Raw genomic sequence first — 16,175 nt, 5'->3', positions numbered from 1 at the left:
GGTTATTATACTGGTTTATCGAGACGCGCAGCCCGATGAAGGAAAATATATGGCACCCCAAGAACTGACTCTCCCAGGCGTAGCCCAGCGCAACCGCAAGGCGGCGTTGACCATGTCGGCACTATTTGTGCTGGTGCTCTGCCTGATTTTTATTTTTGCACGTTGGTATCTGCATGATTCGCGCGCTCAGCTGCTGCGTGAAATGGGGCAGGACATGAACTCCCAGGCCTCGGGCAAGGTGGCCCTGCTCACCGTGTGGTCTGGCACCCTTGCCGGTCAGGTAAATATTTTTGTCGCGCAGGATATGCTGCGGCTGTTTGCCGCAGAGGTTGCCAGCGCGGGCGTGCCCGCCACGGATATGCTGCAGATGGCCCGGCAAAGCCAGAATGGGGCCGAAGCGGATACGGAGCCCCCGGCAGACACTGCCAGCAACAGCGAGCCACTGAAAAAAATTGCCCCGCGCCTTCCGTTGATGGTCGACTATCTCAGCGACTTCATGGAGAAAAACAGCTTCAGCGGCGCGAGCCTGGTTAACACAGACATGCAGATGTACCTCGCCCCGGAAGGAGTGCAGCCGCCCGATGAGGAGCAGAAGCCCTATTTGCAGCAGGCGCTGAACAGCAAACAGCCTGTTCTCATGCCTGTGCGGCGTGAAAACGGCAGGCTTGTCATGGATATGGCCTTTCCCATTTTTGCGCCTTTGTATGTGGATTCAACCGGCGACCGGGTGGTTTCCCTGTTGCTGGCCACCTACAGCGTCTTGCCTGTAACCGCTGCGGCAACGGGCGAAGCGGGCAATGGCAGCCAGTACAATACCTTTATTCTTCAGTCCTTTGGTGAAAAGCTGCAACGCATTGCGCCTACCGAAGTGTCGGGCGTATCAGATTTGCCCGGCTGGTCGCTGCATGATGAAAAACTGCCGCTCGGCACACGTATTGATCCCGGCCTGCCGGAAGGCGAGCGCGAGATATACGGGCTTGCCCTGCCCGTGCCCAACCTGCCCTGGCTTGTGGAGCAGACCTTGCCCATGAGCCGCATTGATGAAAAATTTGCCGGCATACGGCAGAATGTAGTTGTGGCTTCGCTGATCATGGCGGCGCTGGCTGGCGGCCTGCTGGCCGCACTGTGGTGGAGCCTTGTGAGCCGTAACGAGCGCGCCGTGGCGGAGCAGATGCACAAGCTCTATCTGGTGGTCAACCAGCAAAAGCAGATCATGGACGGCGTAAATTCCGCCCTGTCGGCAGGCATAGTGCTCAACGACCTGAACGGCGTCATCCATTACGCCAACCAGAGCTTTGCCCGTTTGTGCGGCAGGGAAAAAGCCACGGAGCTGCGCGGGCTGAAATATTCCGAGCTGGATATGGAGCTTGCGCGCAGCCTTGTAACCCACACGCTGGCCGTGCACAGGGCGGGCGAACCCTTCAGCTTTGCCGAAGCCCTGCTGGTGGATGGCAAGCTGCGCTATTATCTTACCTCCTGCACTCCGTTTCGCGATGAAAACGGGCGGCTCTCGGGCATGGTCTCCGTGTACAGCGACATGACGGATATAGCTGTGGCGCAGCAGCGTTCTCAGCAAATGGTCGCCCAGACCGTCAACGCTTTCGTCAAGGCCATTGAAGCCGTGGATACCTATCTGCGCGGGCAGTCGGCCTTTACGGCGCAACTGGCGGTTTCTCTGGCCTGCGGGCTTGGCCGCAACGATGCGGAAACCCTTGCCACCCTGCGCACGGCAGCCAACCTCTCGCATGTGGGCATGATCCAGCTTCCCAAGGATCTGCTCACCAAGACAGGCGCGCTCTCGGCGCAGGAACGGGCTTTGCTGCAACAGCATGTGGAATTTGCCCGCGAGGCCCTGGCAGACATAGACTTTGGCCTGCCGGTGCTGGAGGCCATCACCCAGATGTACGAGCGCCTGGATGGCAGCGGCTATCCCCTGGCCCTGAATGATGGGGCCATCTGTCTGAACGCCCGTATTCTGGCGGTTGCCAATACCTTCTGCGCGCTTATGCGGCCACGCTCCTACCGTGAGGCGCACAGTACGGAAGATGCACTGAATATCCTGTCCGAAACTCCGCCCAAGTATGACGCCACCGTTGTTGGCTCTTTGCGGGCTTTTCTGGAAACAGAGCAGGGTATGGTTTTTCTGGAGCATTTGCTTGGCGATCCGCAGCCAAACAGCGCCTAATAGGTACAGGGGTTAACAATGCGCATTCTTTTTCTGAATTCTGTTTTTCCTGGTCGCTTTCGTTCTCTTGCCCAGGCCTTTGGCGCATCCCAGAACAATACCGTGCTGTTTCTTGCAGAAACCGGGCAAAAACTTGCCATTCCCGGTGTGCGGCGGCTGCGTTTGGCGCCGCCTGCGCCCTATGAAAGCGATGACCCGGCAGAAAAGGAAATCGTAACGCGTCTGCGGCGTGGCGCACGGGCGGGCAATGCCCTGCTGTCGCTGCGGAGAAACGGTTTTATCCCAGACATTGTCTGCGCTGCGGCAAGCATGGGCGGCAGTTTTTACGTGCGCGACATCTTCCCCAAAGCTTTTTATGTGGCTCAGGGCGACTGGTTTTACAACAACGGCGAGAGCCATTGCTTTTTTACGCGTGGCAACCCTCGCCCCCCGGCGGATTTTGCCCCCCTGCGGGTTTGCAATCTGTGGGAATACAACGCGCTGGGCGAATGCCAGCTTGGCGTTACCTCCTCCCTCTGGCAACGCGCCCAGTACCCCCCCGCGCTGCAACGCGACATAAAGGTTGTGCCCAGCGGCATCAACACGCGCTTTTTTATGCCCGGCGAGGAAAAAAAGGATGGCGATGCCACCGGCGATGGCGTTGCTGATTCCTGGGGATGCGCAAGCAATGAGCTGGTGACCTTTTGCGGCCCCATGCACGACCCCGCGCGCGGCTTTGACCAGTTCCGCAAGTGCCTGCCGCGTCTGCTTGAATTGCGCCCAAACTGTTTGGTGGTGCTGGCCTGGCTTGATATTGCCCAGACCGGACGCAAGCCGGGCAACGGCGCAGATACGCCATCCGAATGCTCCGAGACTGGCAAGGCCATGCGCCGCGCGGTGGATATTCTGGGCATTGACCAGAGCTTCCGGGCGCGTGTGCACCTGCTTGGCGCGCGTTCGCTCAAAGAATACCGGGCCATGTTGCAACATTCCACCGCGCATGTGTATCTGGCGGCGCCGCATGTGTTTTCCACCGGTTTGCTTGAGGCCATGGCCTGCGGCTCACTGGTCGTGGCGTCAGACACGCCGCCCGTGCGCGAAGTGGTGCAGGACGGCGTAAACGGCTTTTTGTGCGACTTCTGGGATCATGAAAACATGGCGCAAAAACTGGCCGATGTGCTGGCGCGGGCTTCGCAACTGGGGCATGTGCGGCGTAATGCGCGGCAGACGGTGCTGCGCTCGTATGATGCGGATGTGCAGACGCGCAGATTCATGGATCTGATCAGCGCAAGCATGAAGGACAGGGCAGAAGGCTGACATCAGGTTTTTTAGCATCAGGCCCTGACATCAGGCCAGTCTGGGCGGCCTTGCTGCACCGGGCGGTATGATGCGCGGTGACCCAATAGTCCGGCTTACAGGCCCTGCATGGCGAGCCTTGCTTCAAATTCGTGCGAAGGCTCTGGTTTGGCGTAAAAAAATCCCTGCGCCGTGTAGCAGCCCAGCTTCATGATGATGGCAGACTGTTCTGCTGTTTCCACACCTTCGCTGATGACATTCATGCCAAGATCAGAAGCCAGGCGAATGATATTGCCAAGCACTATCTGCGCCCGTTGCCCCGGCAGGTCGCGCTGGATGAAGCTGCGATCGATCTTGAGGCAGTCCGCGTCAAGCATCTGTACAATGCCCAGGGACGAATAGCCTGCGCCAAAATCGTCAATGGCCGTTTTAAAGCCCATTTCCTTCAGTTGAACGATCTGTAGCCAGACAGCTTCAGGGTTGTTCATGATGGCGCTTTCGGTGATCTCCACTTCCAGCAGGTGGCGCGGCACGGAATAGCGGTCGGCAATATCCGCAAGCCGCTGGGTAAAGTGGGGACGGTCAAAATGCAGCCGTGAAAAATTGCAGGAAACCGAATGCAGCGGAAGGTTGCGCGTCTTCCAGCTACGCAGGTTGCGGCAGACCTGCTCAAATACAAAAAAATCAATGGACGTCACAAGGCCGTTGCGCTCAAACATGGGGATAAAACTGCCCGGCAGCAGCATTCCCCGTGAGGGATGATTCCACCGCACCAGCGCCTCGCTGCCGGTAATGGCTCCTGTGCGCATGTCCACCTTTGCCTGATACCACACCTGCATTTCACCGTTGGTCAGGGCGTCTTCCAGCTTGCCGTTCAGTTCATGGCTCAGCAAAGCTTCCTGCCGCATATGTTCGTTGTAGAGCACCATGGGCATGCCAGACGAACGTTTGGCTTCCAGCCGCGCATAGTTGGCCAGATCCAGCATAAGCTGCACGTCCCTTTCCTGCTCCCTGGGTACGCGGTAGGCTCCGTAGACGGTGCGCACTGTGTAGGGCAGCGCCTGACTACGCCGCCACTCGTCCAGCTCCCTGTCCATTTCGCGGACCCTGCCCGAAAGCTGCTCCCATGTATCGAATCTCAAGAGCAGAACAAAGAGATCAGAGGATATTCTGGCGCAGCACTCTTCTGGCAGGATGTTACGCTGCAAAACCGCCGCATAGGCCTGTAACAGCCTGTCGCCCATTCCAAATCCGAACTGGTCGTTGATTGTCTTGAACTGGCAGATATCACCGGAAAGCAGCATGTAGTCAGAGGTGACCTGGGTGGTTATGAGGCTGTCGCACAGCACCTTGAATTTTTCCATGTTGGGCAGGCCAGTCAGTTCATCCTTGTTCATCTGGGCTTCCATGCGGCAGATGCGGCTGCACTTGCAGCCCAGGCAGTAGAACAGAAAGATGATGACGCCCAGGAAAAAGGCAATGAGGCCGCCAATGACCTGAAAGGGACGCTTCTGAATTGAACAGTTTATGCTCCGATCAATGCGGGCTGCAAAGGAGTGCTCTTCTTCCGGCGGGTACACCGGCAAGCCTGCCTGGTCGTTGAATGGAGAGGTCGGTACGGCGGCGGAGGACTCGTCCTGCGCGGTTGTGGAATCTACGGCTGCCTGCGCTGGCGTCAGGTTCGCAAAAAGGCAGCAGAGCAGGAGCATCAGCATGGAAAGGCGGAGGCGAAGTGTCTTCATGTGACGGTGTCCTCGGTCTTCCTGGCGTGGGTGCTGCCAATGGTTGCGAGTGTCCCCATATAAGGCGGTTTGGCTGCGGCCGCGAGCGTGCCGGAGTCACGGACGGCCTTTGCATCCTGCGCCAAAGGGAGATGATGCATTCAATATAGGGTGCTGCTCGCGAAAAAGTCAAACACTTCCCCGGAGTACGGAATCATCACCGAAACAAGGCCTGTCGCTTTGGGGTGACGGAGGACGCGGTACGCGTTTTGCCCCCCCCGGCTGTCAACCTGAACGCAATCAGGGCACAGGCTTGGGCCGGGGGGGCAGGGACGTTAAAGTATACTACAGGCAGGCGGCAACTGCCGCCACAAGGCGGTCAATGGGTTCTTCGCGCGCGCCTTCGCCCATGACGCCAACGCGCAGCACCTTGCCAGCCAGGGCGCCAAGGCCGCCAGCCACTTCAATTTTGTGATCCTTGCGCAGGCTGGCGCGCAGGGCATTGGCGTCAACGCCTTCGGGCGGCACAAACAGGTTGACCTGGGGCGCGGCCCCTTCGGTCACATAGGGCTTGAAGCCAAGCTTGCCCATACCCTGCTTGAGCCTTTCGTGCATGGCCTGATGCCGCGCAAACGAGGTCTCAAGGCCTTCGGCCAGCAGATTGTCCAGAGCCTGATGCAAGCCATAGTACATGTTGATGGGGGCCGTATGGTGATAGGTACGGGGTGTGCCTTCCCAGTATTTGCGGATAAGCGGCACATCCAGATACCAGTTGGGTATCTTGGTCTTGCGGCGCGCCATGGCCTCCATGGCTGCCTCGGAAAACGAGGCGGGCGCCAGACCGGGAGGGGTGGAAAGGCATTTTTGCGAACCGCTGTAAAAAGCGTCGATGCCCCATTCGTCCACGCGCACATCCACGCCGCCCAGGCCAGCCACGCTGTCCACCAGAAAGAGCGTGTCGCTGTTTTTGACCAGCGCGCCGAGTTCAGCCACAGGATTATTCACGCCGGTGGATGTTTCCGCATGCACCACGGCAAGAATCTTGTAATTTTTCTGCGCCAGCTGCTTTTTTACCGCATCCACAGAAATTGGCGCCCCCCATGGGCATTCCACTGTGTCTACCAGCGCGCCAAGGCGCGAGGCCACTTCAACCATGCGCGAGCAGAACAGGCCGTTGTTGACAATAAGCACGTTGTCGCCGTGTTCCACCAGATTGACAAAGCAGGCTTCCATACCTGCGGAGCCTGTGCCTGAAATGGGAAACGTCACGGCATTGCGCGTTTTGCACACAGCGCGAAGCTGCTCTTGCAGGGCATCCATAACCTTGATGCAGTCAGGGTCAAGGTGCCCGAGAGTGGGCAGGCTCATGGCCTCAAGCACGTTGGCCGCAACCGGGCTGGGGCCGGGGGCCATCAGAAGCACATGGTCCAGTGTTCCGAAAACCGTGGTCATGACAATCTCCTGGTTTATGTGGGGGCCTGCGCTCGCAGGCCCATGCCGGGCGCTTGCTGCGACGGCGGATAGAGAACGCTACCACGCATGGAAATGTTTCGGAACCGTCTTGCGGGGGGCGTGCCCGGCATTGTGGAACGGCGTACTTTTTTGGGTGAACAGCTCGACTATCAGGTGCGTGTGGGTGAGCAGAGCGTGCGGGTGCAGAAGGGGAGGTACGCCCGAGGCCCGCAGGAAGGCGAAACCTGCCACCTGCACTTTTTAAAACCCCTGTGGTTCCCCGTGGATGCTGCCAGCTAGAAGCGTGGTTCACCAGAAGGCCTGATCTGATTGCACAGTTTGCGGCCATGCGCTTTTTTGGAGATTGCGCATGGCCGTTTTGCATCTTTGCAATAACCCTTGCCGGGAGCGGCCATGATTTGCCTTTGCAGCGGCAGAGGGGGGTGAAAAAAATTTTAACCGACACCCCTCAGACAGATTGTAAGCCAGCAGCGCGGAAATTTGGATGTGTTCCGCAAAAAAATGACACTGTGACAGGTATGTGTCAGAAATTTTTTTTATATCTAGAGTTTATTTAACCTGCTTAAATATAGATATATATGCAATTTTGAGCCAAAGTTGCTCTTTTTTGGTAAAAATTTTTGCACGATAGGGCTTGCAAAGTGTTTAGGCCTTCCATATATTCACACCGAAGCGGGAAACCGCTCCATAGGCGTTTGTATGAAACCATAGTCCCAAGCGGGGCAAAAGAAAGGAAGGATAACCATGAAAAAGATCGCTACTCTTCTGTTGGCGGCCGGCCTTGTGTTCGGCGTTGCCACGGGCGCCAGCGCCATCGACTTCAAGGCCAAGGGCCAGTGGATCATGAGCTTCGACTACGGCCAGAACGGCGGTTTCACCGGCGGTAACGGCAAGACGGGCTTCAACGGTGCCTCCAAACAGTACAAGAACGAAGACGAATTTGAAGCTCGTCAGCGCGTTCGTCTGCAGTTGGACGCCGTGGCTTCTGAAGCCCTGTCCGGCACCGTGTTCTTTGAAATCGGCGACCAGACCTGGGGCCGTTCCGACCAGGGCAGTTCCCTTGGCGCTGACGGCAACAACGTTGTCGAAGTGAAGAACGCCTACATCGACTGGATGGTCCCCCAGACCGACCTGAAGTTCCGCATGGGCATTCAGGGCATGGCTCTGCCCAGCTTCACCACCGGCAGCAACGTCTTCAACGACGACGTGGCCGGCATCACCGCCTCCTACCAGTTCAACGAAACCGTTGGCGTGACCGCCCTGTGGGCCCGTCCTTACAACGACAACTACACCAACAGCTTTGACCACAGCAGCAACCGCAACAACTACATGGACAACATGGACGTGTTTGCCCTGCTGGTGCCCATGACCTTTGACGGCGTGAAAGTGACCCCCTGGGCCATGTACAGCGCCATCGGTCCCAACACCTTCCGCAAAGAAGGCTACAACAACTACTTCGGCAACTCCATTCCCACCAGCGGCAAGTACCCTGTTGCTGGCATGATGCCCGTGGGCGGCGCCCTGCATAAGGACGGCACCACCAGCACCAAGGCCATGGGCAGCTACGGCAACGCCGTGTGGGCTGGCCTGACCGGCGAAGTGACCGCGTTTGATCCCTTCCGCATCGCGTGGGATTTCAACTACGGTTCCGTTTCTTATGATGACAGCCGCGCCAACCGCGCTGGCTGGCTGGGTTCTTTGCTGTTCGAATACAAGCTTGACTGGGCCATCCCCGGCTTGTACGGCTGGTACGCTTCCGGCGACGACGGCAACCCGGCCAACGGTTCCGAGCGCATGCCTTCCATCAGCGTGAACAACAACAACAACGGCTTCTCTGACTTCGCCTTCAACGGCGGACCCATGATCGCCCGCGAAGCCATCCTTGGCTACGACATGTCCGGCACCTGGGGTATCGGCGCCCGCTTGAAGGATATGAGCTTCATCGAAAACCTGAAGCACACCTTCCGTTTGAACCTCATCGGCGGCACCAACAGCACCACCATGACCCGTTACCTTACCGGTCACAACAGTGCTTACAGCAAGATCACCAACCAGGGTCCCAACGCCCAGGCCGCTGGCATGAACCCCTTGTACATGACCACCAACGACACCGCGTTGGAATTCGGTCTGACCAACGATTACAAGATGTATGACAACTTCACCGTGTCCCTTGACGCGGCCTACATCGCCACCTGGCTTGACCAGTCCAAGGGCGTGTGGGGCACCAGCAAGATGAACGGCCGTAGCGACCAGGAACGTGATCCCTGGAACGTGAACGTCCGTTTCGTGTACTCCTTCTAAGAGTACCTAGCCTTACGATTAAAAGGGGAACCTTCGGGTTCCCCTTTTTTGTTGCCCTGCATCCAGCCTGTTTCTACAAGCCCTTAGTGTTAGCCATGAGGGCTGCCGTGCCGTTGCCTGTTTCATCCTTGCTCCTCATCTCGCGGTGTCCCCAAAGTGTATTGATGCGCTCTCCTGTTTCTCGGTATTGCATTCTATTGATTCTGGATGCTTGCAACTTGAGGGTTGATACAGTTCGGGAATCGGGTAGTGGTGCGTAGTATGAAACGTCAGTGGCCCCGCAATTCCCTACGACGTTTTTCTATTTTTTGTACACGAGCGTCATATGCATTAACTTGGGACATCCAGGTTGCCTGTCATCAGGCTGTGCCTTCCCCGGTTGGTGCATTTGCTGCGGCACGATTAATAGCTACGCATATGGCCCAGTCGTATAAATGCCAAAAGGCGGCGCACCCATTACAGGTGCGCCGCCTTTTGTATGCAGGGAGCGGCAGGGCAATCTGCCGCCCCTTTGAACCGGGGATTAACCGAAGAAAGCCTTAAGGTCGTCCTGCGGAGTGCTGATACCGCCGATGCCGAACTGCTCCACCAGCACCTTGGCCACGTTGGGCGAAAGGAAAGCAGGCAGCGTGGGTCCAAGGTGGATGTTCTTCACGCCAAGGGCGAGCAGGGCCAGCAGTACGATAACAGCCTTCTGTTCGTACCAGGCAATGTTGTACACGATGGGCAGGTCGTTGATGTCGGCGAGGCCAAACACTTCCTTGAGCTTCAGAGCCACAACGGCCAGGGAGTAGGAGTCGTTGCACTGACCGGCGTCCAGCACGCGGGGGATACCGCCGATATCGCCGAGGTCAAGCTTGTTGTAGCGGTATTTGGCGCAACCGGCGGTGAGGATAACGGTATCCTTGGGCAGGCCTTCTGCAAACTCGGTGTAGTAGGAGCGGCCCTTTGCGCGGCCATCGCAACCAGCCATGACCACAAACTTTTTGATGGCGCCAGACTTCACAGCGTCAACAACCTTGTCGGCCAGGGCCAGCACCTGATTGTGCGCAAAGCCGCCCACAATCTCGCCGGTCTCAATTTCCGTGGGGGCCGGGCAGGTCTTGGCGTGAGCGATAATGGCCGAAAAGTCCTTGTGTTCGCCGATTTCGCCGGGGATGTGCTTGCAGCCGGGGAAGCCCACAACGCCTGTGGTGTACACGCGGTCTTTATAGCTGTCCTTGGGCGGCACAAGGCAGTTGGTGGTCAGCAGGATGGGGCCGTTGAAGGTGTCAAATTCTTCCTTCTGCTTCCACCACGCGTTGCCGTAGTTGCCCTTGAAGTGGCTGAACTTCTTGAAAGCGGGGTAGTAGTGGGCGGGCAGCATTTCGGAGTGGGTGTACACGTCCACGCCCGTACCTTCGGTCTGCTCGAGCAACATCTGCAGGTCGCGCAGATCGTGGCCGGAAATCAGGATGCCGGGGTTGGTGCCCACGCCAATGTTGACCTTGGTGATCTCGGGATTGCCGTAGGTACCGGTGTTGGCGGCATCCAGCAGAGCCATAACGCTTACGCCCTTGTTGCCGGTTTCAAGGGTCAGGGCCACGAGATCGGCCACGGAAAGGCTGTCGTCCAAGGTCTTGGCCAGAGCTTCCTGCAGGAAGTTGTCCACGGCGGGATCATGCTTGCCCAGCACATCGGCATGCTTGGCATAGGCGGCCATGCCCTTGAGGCCAAAGGTCACGAGCCAGCGCAGGGAACGAACATCGTCGTCGCTTGTGGCAAGAACGCCCACAGTAGCAGCCTTGGCGAGCATGGCGGCTTTGTCGTCCGCTTCCCACAGGGCAGCGTCGGCCAGCCCGTCGCGCGAGCCAAGCTCGGCCATCAGGGCTTTCTTGGCGGCACAGGTCTTGCGCACGCGCTCGGCGATCATGTCATCGTCAAAGTTGGCATTGGTGATGGTGCAAAAAAGGTTGCCCACGACCATGCGGTCGATTTCGTGGTTCACGGTCTTGCCCAGGGCGCGCACTTTGGTGGCGACCTGCGCAAGGCCCTTGGTCACATATACCAGCACGTCCTGAAGGGCTGCTGTTTCGGGCTTTTTGCCGCACACGCCGATCTGGGTGCAGCCTTTGTTGCCCACGGTTTCCTGGCACTGATAGCAGAACATGGCGTTACTCATGGGGTGTCTCCTGATACTCCGCAAAGCGGAGGCTGGGGGGTGATCCGCCTACGCGGGGGTCTTGGGGGAAGGAAAAACGACGGTAAGCAGCATCTTGAAGCGTTCTTGCGCGCGTACAGAGTGCGGCTGGCCGGCGGGCATGATAATCACTTCACCCGCCTGCACGGTATGTGACTGGCCGCTGATGGTTACCTGCGCCGAGCCTTCAAGCACGAGAACCATGGCATCGCCCGTGGAGGTGTGGGCGCTGATTTCTTCGTTGGCGTCAAAGGCAAACAGGGTGATGCCCACAGAGGCGTTTTGGATAAGGGTCTTGCTGGCGATCTGGCCAGGCTGGCACTCGACCTGCGCGGCCAGGGGCAGCGCTGCGGCGAATTCAAGGTTCTTGAGAATGTGGTCCATGAGGCCCTCCTTGTGTTGACGATTCCGTTCTATCAAGGCTGGGACAATGGTTCTGTAACAAATGTTACGGATGCTCAAGAAAATGAAAATATTTTGGGCGCGGGAGAAAAAAGGAGGCGATGTGCAATAACCTGAAATTACTTATAAAAAGAATATATTTCAATCAGGCCGGGAAATATTCGCACAAAAAATTCAGTGAGGCTATGTCAGGTACGCGAATGCTTCTACCCTCCATTTGCAGAAGGCCTTCGTCGCGCATGGCGGCGAGTTCGCGTGAAAGTGAGGGGCGGGTTACTCCCAGGAAATCAGCCATCTGTTCACGGTTCATTGCCAGTGAAACCATGCCGTCAGGGCGGCGGTGCTCCAGCAGCAGGGCTGCAAGTTTGCGCCGCAAGCTGCCGCAAGACAGCAGTGAAATGCGGCGTGTGAGAAAAAAAGCCTTGTGCGCAAAAATACCGAGCATGTTGCGGATCATGCGTGAATGGACGGAGCAGGCTTTTTCGCAGGTGGCGTAGAAAAACCGGGCGGGTATGCCCAGTATGCGCACAGGCGTTTCCGCCAGGACGCTGCAACCATAGCTCGGGCGGCCCAAAAAAACATGCACCTCGCCAAACAGGTCGCCGGGGGCGTCAACGCGCGCCATGACGGCGCGTCTGCCTTCGGTTGATTCACGGCACACGTTCACCGCACCTTCCAGCAGCACATACAGCCTTTCCGGCGGGTCAGATTCTGCAAAAATCAGCGCGCCCTTGCCGTGCTGCTCTTCAAATGCGCCGCTGCATGCAAGGCACATACGCGCCTCCTGTCCGGTCATTCCAGAAAACAGGGGGGATGCTTCCAGGGCGCGTTCCATGTATTCCTCTTGTAGATTTTGCATTCCTTGCAAAACCATACCCCAAATTCCGTTTGTGATGCAACCGCACGTTTGCAGCGTGTGCGCATGAAATAAAAAAGGGGGCAAAAGCCCCCCTTTCTGCAGAATTGCGTAAAGCTTACAACGACGGCATGCCCAGCAGCAACCGGGCGGAAACAACCACCTGCATGATGACCTGGGTGATGTCCTTGACTGCCTGCATGTTTTTGGATTCCACCTTGGGCAGTACCATTACCTGATCGCCGGGCAGGATGTCATCGCCGTTCTGCGACACCGAGCCGTTCTGGTGCAGCACCAGAACCTTGTCGTGGTCTGCGCGGTTGGTGTAACCGCCAGCACCCTTGATGTAGTCGTCCACATCCTTCTTTTTGCCCCACAGCATGGCCTGCGGCATCATGACCTCGCCGCTTACCAGCACCACGTCGCTCTTGGGCGGGATCACAATGATATCGCCGTCTTCCAGTGAGAGGTCGGCCTTGTCAGGCCCGCCGTCAAGCACAACCACGCCTTCCGGTTCCACGCTCTTGGCCCGCTCCACAAATTTGGAGACCATCTCCGCCTCCTTGGCGCGGATGGCTGCTTCATCCGCGCTGGCGGAGGAAGCCGTGAGGGCTGTTTCCTCCAGTCTGCGCAGGGAATCTGCAATGGCCTTTTTTTGCCGGGCGGCAACGCTCTTGCGTTTGATGTACATGGCCTGGAGGTTGGCGCGGCCAGGTTCAACGGCAATAAAGTTCTTCACTTCCTGCAAGCGGGCCCCGCGCCGCACGGGAAAGCGGGAAGCTCCGCGCACTGCGCCCTGTACCTCGACCATCATGGTATTGCCGGGCGCATCAGCAATAAACTGCACCTGATCGCCGTCTTCAAGCATCAGGTTGCGCAGTTCCTTGAGCGGCAGATAGGTGCTGTAAGGCGCGCCGTTGCGGGTGCCGGAAAGGGCGATGTGCGAGGCGCTGTTCTGCGGTTCGGCCAGTTCAATCAGGGCCGTGCCTGTGGACTTGCCCTTGGGGAACTCAAATTTGGCGGAGGTGCGCACCGCGCCGATGGCCGTAATGGTGGGGCCTTTGTCGCCCACCACAAGCGTGTCGCCTTCCTGTACGCGCACGGCAGGCAACACGCCCTTGCGGGCAAAGGGGTAGAGGTCAAGGCTGGCAACGGCCTTGCCGTCACGCATCAGGCGGATGTCACGATAACTGCCGCGCATGGGGTCAAGGCCTCCGGCCTTGTCCAGAAAGCTCAGCAACGGGTCGCCGGGGGTGCCGGTGTAACGTCCAGGCCTGGCAACGCCGCCTGTGACAAAAACGGCCACAGGCCGGGCATCAAGAGGCGCAGCGTAAATCTGCGCATCGGCATGGCCGTTGGCGGCAAGTTTGCTGCGCAAGGCTTCGGCCAGCTTGTCGTAACCAAGGCCAGCCACGGGTATGGCCCCCACCTCCGGTACGTCCAGATGCCCGTCAGCAGCCACAGTCAGGGTGCTGTCCACCTTGAGGTCGCCGCCCCACAGGCGCAGCACCACCCGGTCGCCCGGCGCGATGATGGAGGCATCCTTGGCGTCCTTTGCGGCATCCTTGCTCTGCGAAAAATTGCCCTGAAACAGGTTGGCAGCGTAAGGCTGGGGTGCATTTTCGGCCTTGACCGCGCTGGACAGGGCGAAAAAGATCAGCAGAAAAGTGAAAATAGTTCTGTGCGACATGGCAGTGTTGATGCAATGGATTCGGGCTTGCATGGCCCCCAGAGGTGGTTCCGCAAACAGGCTGTTGGCCCTAGGGTTCCGTAGTCAATATCCTCATAACGCCTTGTATCTCCAGTGTCTGAAGGCGCTGAGACATGCTCAGGGCGTGTCGGTTCAACAGGGCTGCGAGGCTGCAACTGCAACAAGGAAAGCGCACGGGCGTGGTATTCGCCGTGCGCTTTCATAAATAATCACATTTGCCCGGTTTAGCCAGAGGCAATGCACCCTTGATCGTTTTTTGCCAAGGGCCTGCTGGCAATAAGCCGGAGTCTCAGCCTCGCTACTGCGAAAGACCCTGTCCCCACACTCGCGGGGCCATGGTCCAACGGCCTTTGTCATCCTTACAGATGACAATAACTTCCGCTTCACGCTGGCCTGAAAGCACGGTGCCGCGTTTGCAGTCTTCGCCCTTGGCCGAGGTGAAAAGCTCGTCCAGGCTCACGCGCACCCCCTTGCCAAAATCAGGGTCGTCAACAGTAGCGGTTTCTCCCACTGCGGAGACGATCATGAAGCCAGTGACAGGGCCGGGGGGCGTTTCCGGCTGGGCCGGGGACCCGCCGAAGCCGCACCCGCCGAGCAGCAGAGCCGTAAGAACCGCCAGACCGGAAAGGCCCAGTCGGCCTTTGCCGGGCAGAGTCATCGGCCAATGAGCTGAACGCGTTTGCATGGCATTTCCTTTTAATGGCTGCCGTATTCTGGGCAAATACAGCGGCTTTTTTCCTTCCCTCTCGCAAAGAAACGCGCGGCTGTCAATGCCGCATGAATTTGAGACCTTGGCCCGGTATTTGTCATGGGGACAATAGTCACGCTTTTTGCGAAAAAGAGGAATTTATCTGTTGATACCATTGAAAGCCAGATGGTTAGCAAAAGCACAATTAATAAATAACGAATTTTATTTTGCAATTTGTTGTAAGGGTGGTATTTTATGCACAATCTAGAAGTCAGCTTCGGGAGAGGTCATGTCCAAACTGGCAATGAAAACCATCCATGTGCATGACGCCGTGGGCAGTGTTTTGTGTCACGACATCACCAGGATTATTCCTGGTGAAAGCAAAGGGCCTGTTTTTCGTAAAGGCCATGTTGTGCGGGAAGAAGACGTTGAGGTGCTGCTGCAGGTTGGCAAAGAGCATCTTTATGTTTTTGAATCCCTGCCCGGCATGGTTCACGAAAATGATGCCGCCGCTCGTGTTATTTCTGCCGTTTCCGGCGGCAACCTGACATGCACGGAACCCAAGGAAGGGCGTATCGACCTCAAGGCCGCCTGTGACGGGCTGCTGCGGGTGGATGTGCCAGTTCTCAACCGCATAAACAGCCTTGGCGAAATTTCTGTCGCAACCATCCACACCATGCAGCACGTAACCAAGGGGCGCTCGGTAGCGGGAGCCCGCGTGGTGCCGTTGATGATTGAGGATGAAAAATTGCGGCAGCTTGAATCGTTCGTCGATGGGCCGGTCGTTGAAGTTCTGCCTTTGCGCCGCGCCAGGGTTGGCGTGGTCACAACAGGCAGCGAAGTTTTTTACGGGCGCATCCAGGATGCCTTTGGCCCTGTGCTGCGCAAAAAGTTCGTCGCTCTGGGCAGCACGGTGGTGGGGCAGACCCTTACCAGTGACGAAGTGCCCATGACTGCCGGAGCGATCAGGGATTTTCTCGAACAAGGTGCTGATTTTATTGTGGTAACTGGCGGAATGTCTGTTGACCCTGACGACCGCACGCCAACCGCCATCCGCACTTCCGGAGCGGAGGTGGTCAGCTATGGCGCGCCGGTGTATCCGGGCGCCATGTTCCTTCTGGCCTATGCCCAGGGGGCGGCAGGCCGGGTGCCCGTGTTGGGGCTGCCCGGATGCGTCATGTACCACAAGGCCAGCATTTTTGATCTCGTTGTGCCGCGCCTGCTGGCCGGCATTGAGGTAACGGCTGCCGATGTGGCGGCATTGGGGCACGGGGGCTTTTGCTCCCAGTGTGAAGAATGCCGCTATCCGGTCTGTCCGTTCGGGAAATAGGAGGCGGGAAGTTTGACCCCGGGCGCGGATTCACCGCGCAGGCATATACCTTTG

Annotated in this window: 12 protein-coding genes; 5 read left to right on the top strand and 7 right to left on the bottom strand. The window is 57.9% G+C overall.

Annotated elements, in window-relative coordinates:
* The first annotated feature begins 49 nt into the window (after positions 1-49).
* Both NE637_RS11910 and NE637_RS11905 read left to right on the top strand, forming a co-directional pair.
* A complete protein-coding gene (locus NE637_RS11910) occupies positions 50-2,185 on the top strand; it encodes an HD domain-containing phosphohydrolase (RefSeq protein ID WP_215648083.1) in 2,136 nt (711 codons plus the stop codon).
* 18 nt (positions 2,186-2,203) lie between these two features.
* A complete protein-coding gene (locus NE637_RS11905; RefSeq protein ID WP_227118831.1) occupies positions 2,204-3,481 on the top strand; it encodes a glycosyltransferase in 1,278 nt (425 codons plus the stop codon).
* Between the two features lie 95 nt (positions 3,482-3,576).
* On the opposite strand, the gene NE637_RS11900 is transcribed toward NE637_RS11905, so the two are convergent.
* Complete coding sequence (locus NE637_RS11900; protein ID WP_192113317.1) at positions 3,577-5,202, bottom strand: putative bifunctional diguanylate cyclase/phosphodiesterase; 1,626 nt, start codon at positions 5,200-5,202, stop codon at positions 3,577-3,579.
* A gap of 324 nt (positions 5,203-5,526) precedes the next feature.
* Positions 5,527-6,633 (bottom strand): pyridoxal-phosphate-dependent aminotransferase family protein, encoded by a 1,107-nt coding sequence (locus NE637_RS11895; RefSeq protein WP_192113318.1) that lies wholly within the window; start codon positions 6,631-6,633, stop codon positions 5,527-5,529.
* 87 nt (positions 6,634-6,720) lie between these two features.
* On the opposite strand from NE637_RS11895, the gene NE637_RS11890 reads away from it, so the two are divergent.
* Both NE637_RS11890 and NE637_RS11885 read left to right on the top strand, forming a co-directional pair.
* Positions 6,721-6,933 carry a TOBE domain-containing protein gene (locus NE637_RS11890; RefSeq protein ID WP_192113319.1) on the top strand — a complete coding sequence of 71 codons (213 nt, stop codon included), beginning with the start codon at positions 6,721-6,723 and terminating at the stop codon, positions 6,931-6,933.
* Positions 6,934-7,398: 465 nt separating this feature from the next.
* Entirely contained in the window at positions 7,399-8,955 is a 1,557-nt protein-coding gene (locus NE637_RS11885; protein ID WP_227118830.1) for an outer membrane homotrimeric porin, read from the top strand.
* Positions 8,956-9,478: 523 nt separating this feature from the next.
* Here the strand turns inward: NE637_RS11885 and hcp are convergent.
* From hcp to NE637_RS11860, 5 genes are all read right to left on the bottom strand, one after another.
* Entirely contained in the window at positions 9,479-11,104 is a 1,626-nt protein-coding gene (gene hcp / locus NE637_RS11880) for a hydroxylamine reductase (RefSeq protein ID WP_215648117.1), read from the bottom strand.
* 60 nt (positions 11,105-11,164) lie between these two features.
* Positions 11,165-11,518, bottom strand: coding sequence for a cupin domain-containing protein (locus tag NE637_RS11875; RefSeq protein ID WP_215648079.1), 354 nt, complete (start codon positions 11,516-11,518; stop codon positions 11,165-11,167).
* Between the two features lie 163 nt (positions 11,519-11,681).
* Positions 11,682-12,371 (bottom strand): Crp/Fnr family transcriptional regulator, encoded by a 690-nt coding sequence (locus NE637_RS11870; RefSeq protein WP_192113323.1) that lies wholly within the window; start codon positions 12,369-12,371, stop codon positions 11,682-11,684.
* A gap of 139 nt (positions 12,372-12,510) precedes the next feature.
* On the bottom strand, positions 12,511-14,115 hold the full coding sequence (locus NE637_RS11865) for a polysaccharide biosynthesis/export family protein (protein ID WP_225530037.1): 1,605 nt from the start codon (positions 14,113-14,115) through the stop codon (positions 12,511-12,513).
* Positions 14,116-14,401: 286 nt separating this feature from the next.
* A complete protein-coding gene (locus NE637_RS11860; protein ID WP_227118829.1) occupies positions 14,402-14,788 on the bottom strand; it encodes an RT0821/Lpp0805 family surface protein in 387 nt (128 codons plus the stop codon).
* A 307-nt stretch (positions 14,789-15,095) separates the two neighbouring features.
* Between NE637_RS11860 and NE637_RS11855 the strand changes: the two genes are divergently transcribed.
* Positions 15,096-16,121, top strand: a complete 1,026-nt coding sequence (locus NE637_RS11855) for a molybdopterin-binding protein (protein ID WP_342803940.1) — start codon at positions 15,096-15,098, stop codon at positions 16,119-16,121.
* The last annotated feature ends 54 nt before the right edge of the window (positions 16,122-16,175 follow it).

This window comes from Desulfovibrio desulfuricans (assembly GCF_024460775.1).
GTDB classification, from domain to species: domain Bacteria; phylum Desulfobacterota; class Desulfovibrionia; order Desulfovibrionales; family Desulfovibrionaceae; genus Desulfovibrio; species Desulfovibrio desulfuricans_E.
Note: the sequence above shows the minus strand (reverse complement) of the source record. Positions and strands in the feature narration are given on the sequence as shown.

Bases quoted from the DNA above. Each gene is read 5' to 3' on its own strand.
- NE637_RS11910 (WP_215648083.1), top strand. From the start codon at position 50: ATGGCACCCCAAGAACTGACTCTCCCAGGCGTAGCCCAGCGCAACCGC.
- NE637_RS11905 (WP_227118831.1), top strand. From the start codon at position 2,204: ATGCGCATTCTTTTTCTGAATTCTGTTTTTCCTGGTCGCTTTCGTTCT.
- NE637_RS11900 (WP_192113317.1), bottom strand. From the start codon at position 5,202: ATGAAGACACTTCGCCTCCGCCTTTCCATGCTGATGCTCCTGCTCTGC.
- NE637_RS11895 (WP_192113318.1), bottom strand. From the start codon at position 6,633: ATGACCACGGTTTTCGGAACACTGGACCATGTGCTTCTGATGGCCCCC.
- NE637_RS11890 (WP_192113319.1), top strand. From the start codon at position 6,721: ATGGAAATGTTTCGGAACCGTCTTGCGGGGGGCGTGCCCGGCATTGTG.
- NE637_RS11885 (WP_227118830.1), top strand. From the start codon at position 7,399: ATGAAAAAGATCGCTACTCTTCTGTTGGCGGCCGGCCTTGTGTTCGGC.
- hcp (WP_215648117.1), bottom strand. From the start codon at position 11,104: ATGTTCTGCTATCAGTGCCAGGAAACCGTGGGCAACAAAGGCTGCACC.
- NE637_RS11875 (WP_215648079.1), bottom strand. From the start codon at position 11,518: ATGGACCACATTCTCAAGAACCTTGAATTCGCCGCAGCGCTGCCCCTG.
- NE637_RS11870 (WP_192113323.1), bottom strand. From the start codon at position 12,371: ATGGAACGCGCCCTGGAAGCATCCCCCCTGTTTTCTGGAATGACCGGA.
- NE637_RS11865 (WP_225530037.1), bottom strand. From the start codon at position 14,115: ATGCAAGCCCGAATCCATTGCATCAACACTGCCATGTCGCACAGAACT.
- NE637_RS11860 (WP_227118829.1), bottom strand. From the start codon at position 14,788: ATGCAAACGCGTTCAGCTCATTGGCCGATGACTCTGCCCGGCAAAGGC.
- NE637_RS11855 (WP_342803940.1), top strand. From the start codon at position 15,096: ATGAAAACCATCCATGTGCATGACGCCGTGGGCAGTGTTTTGTGTCAC.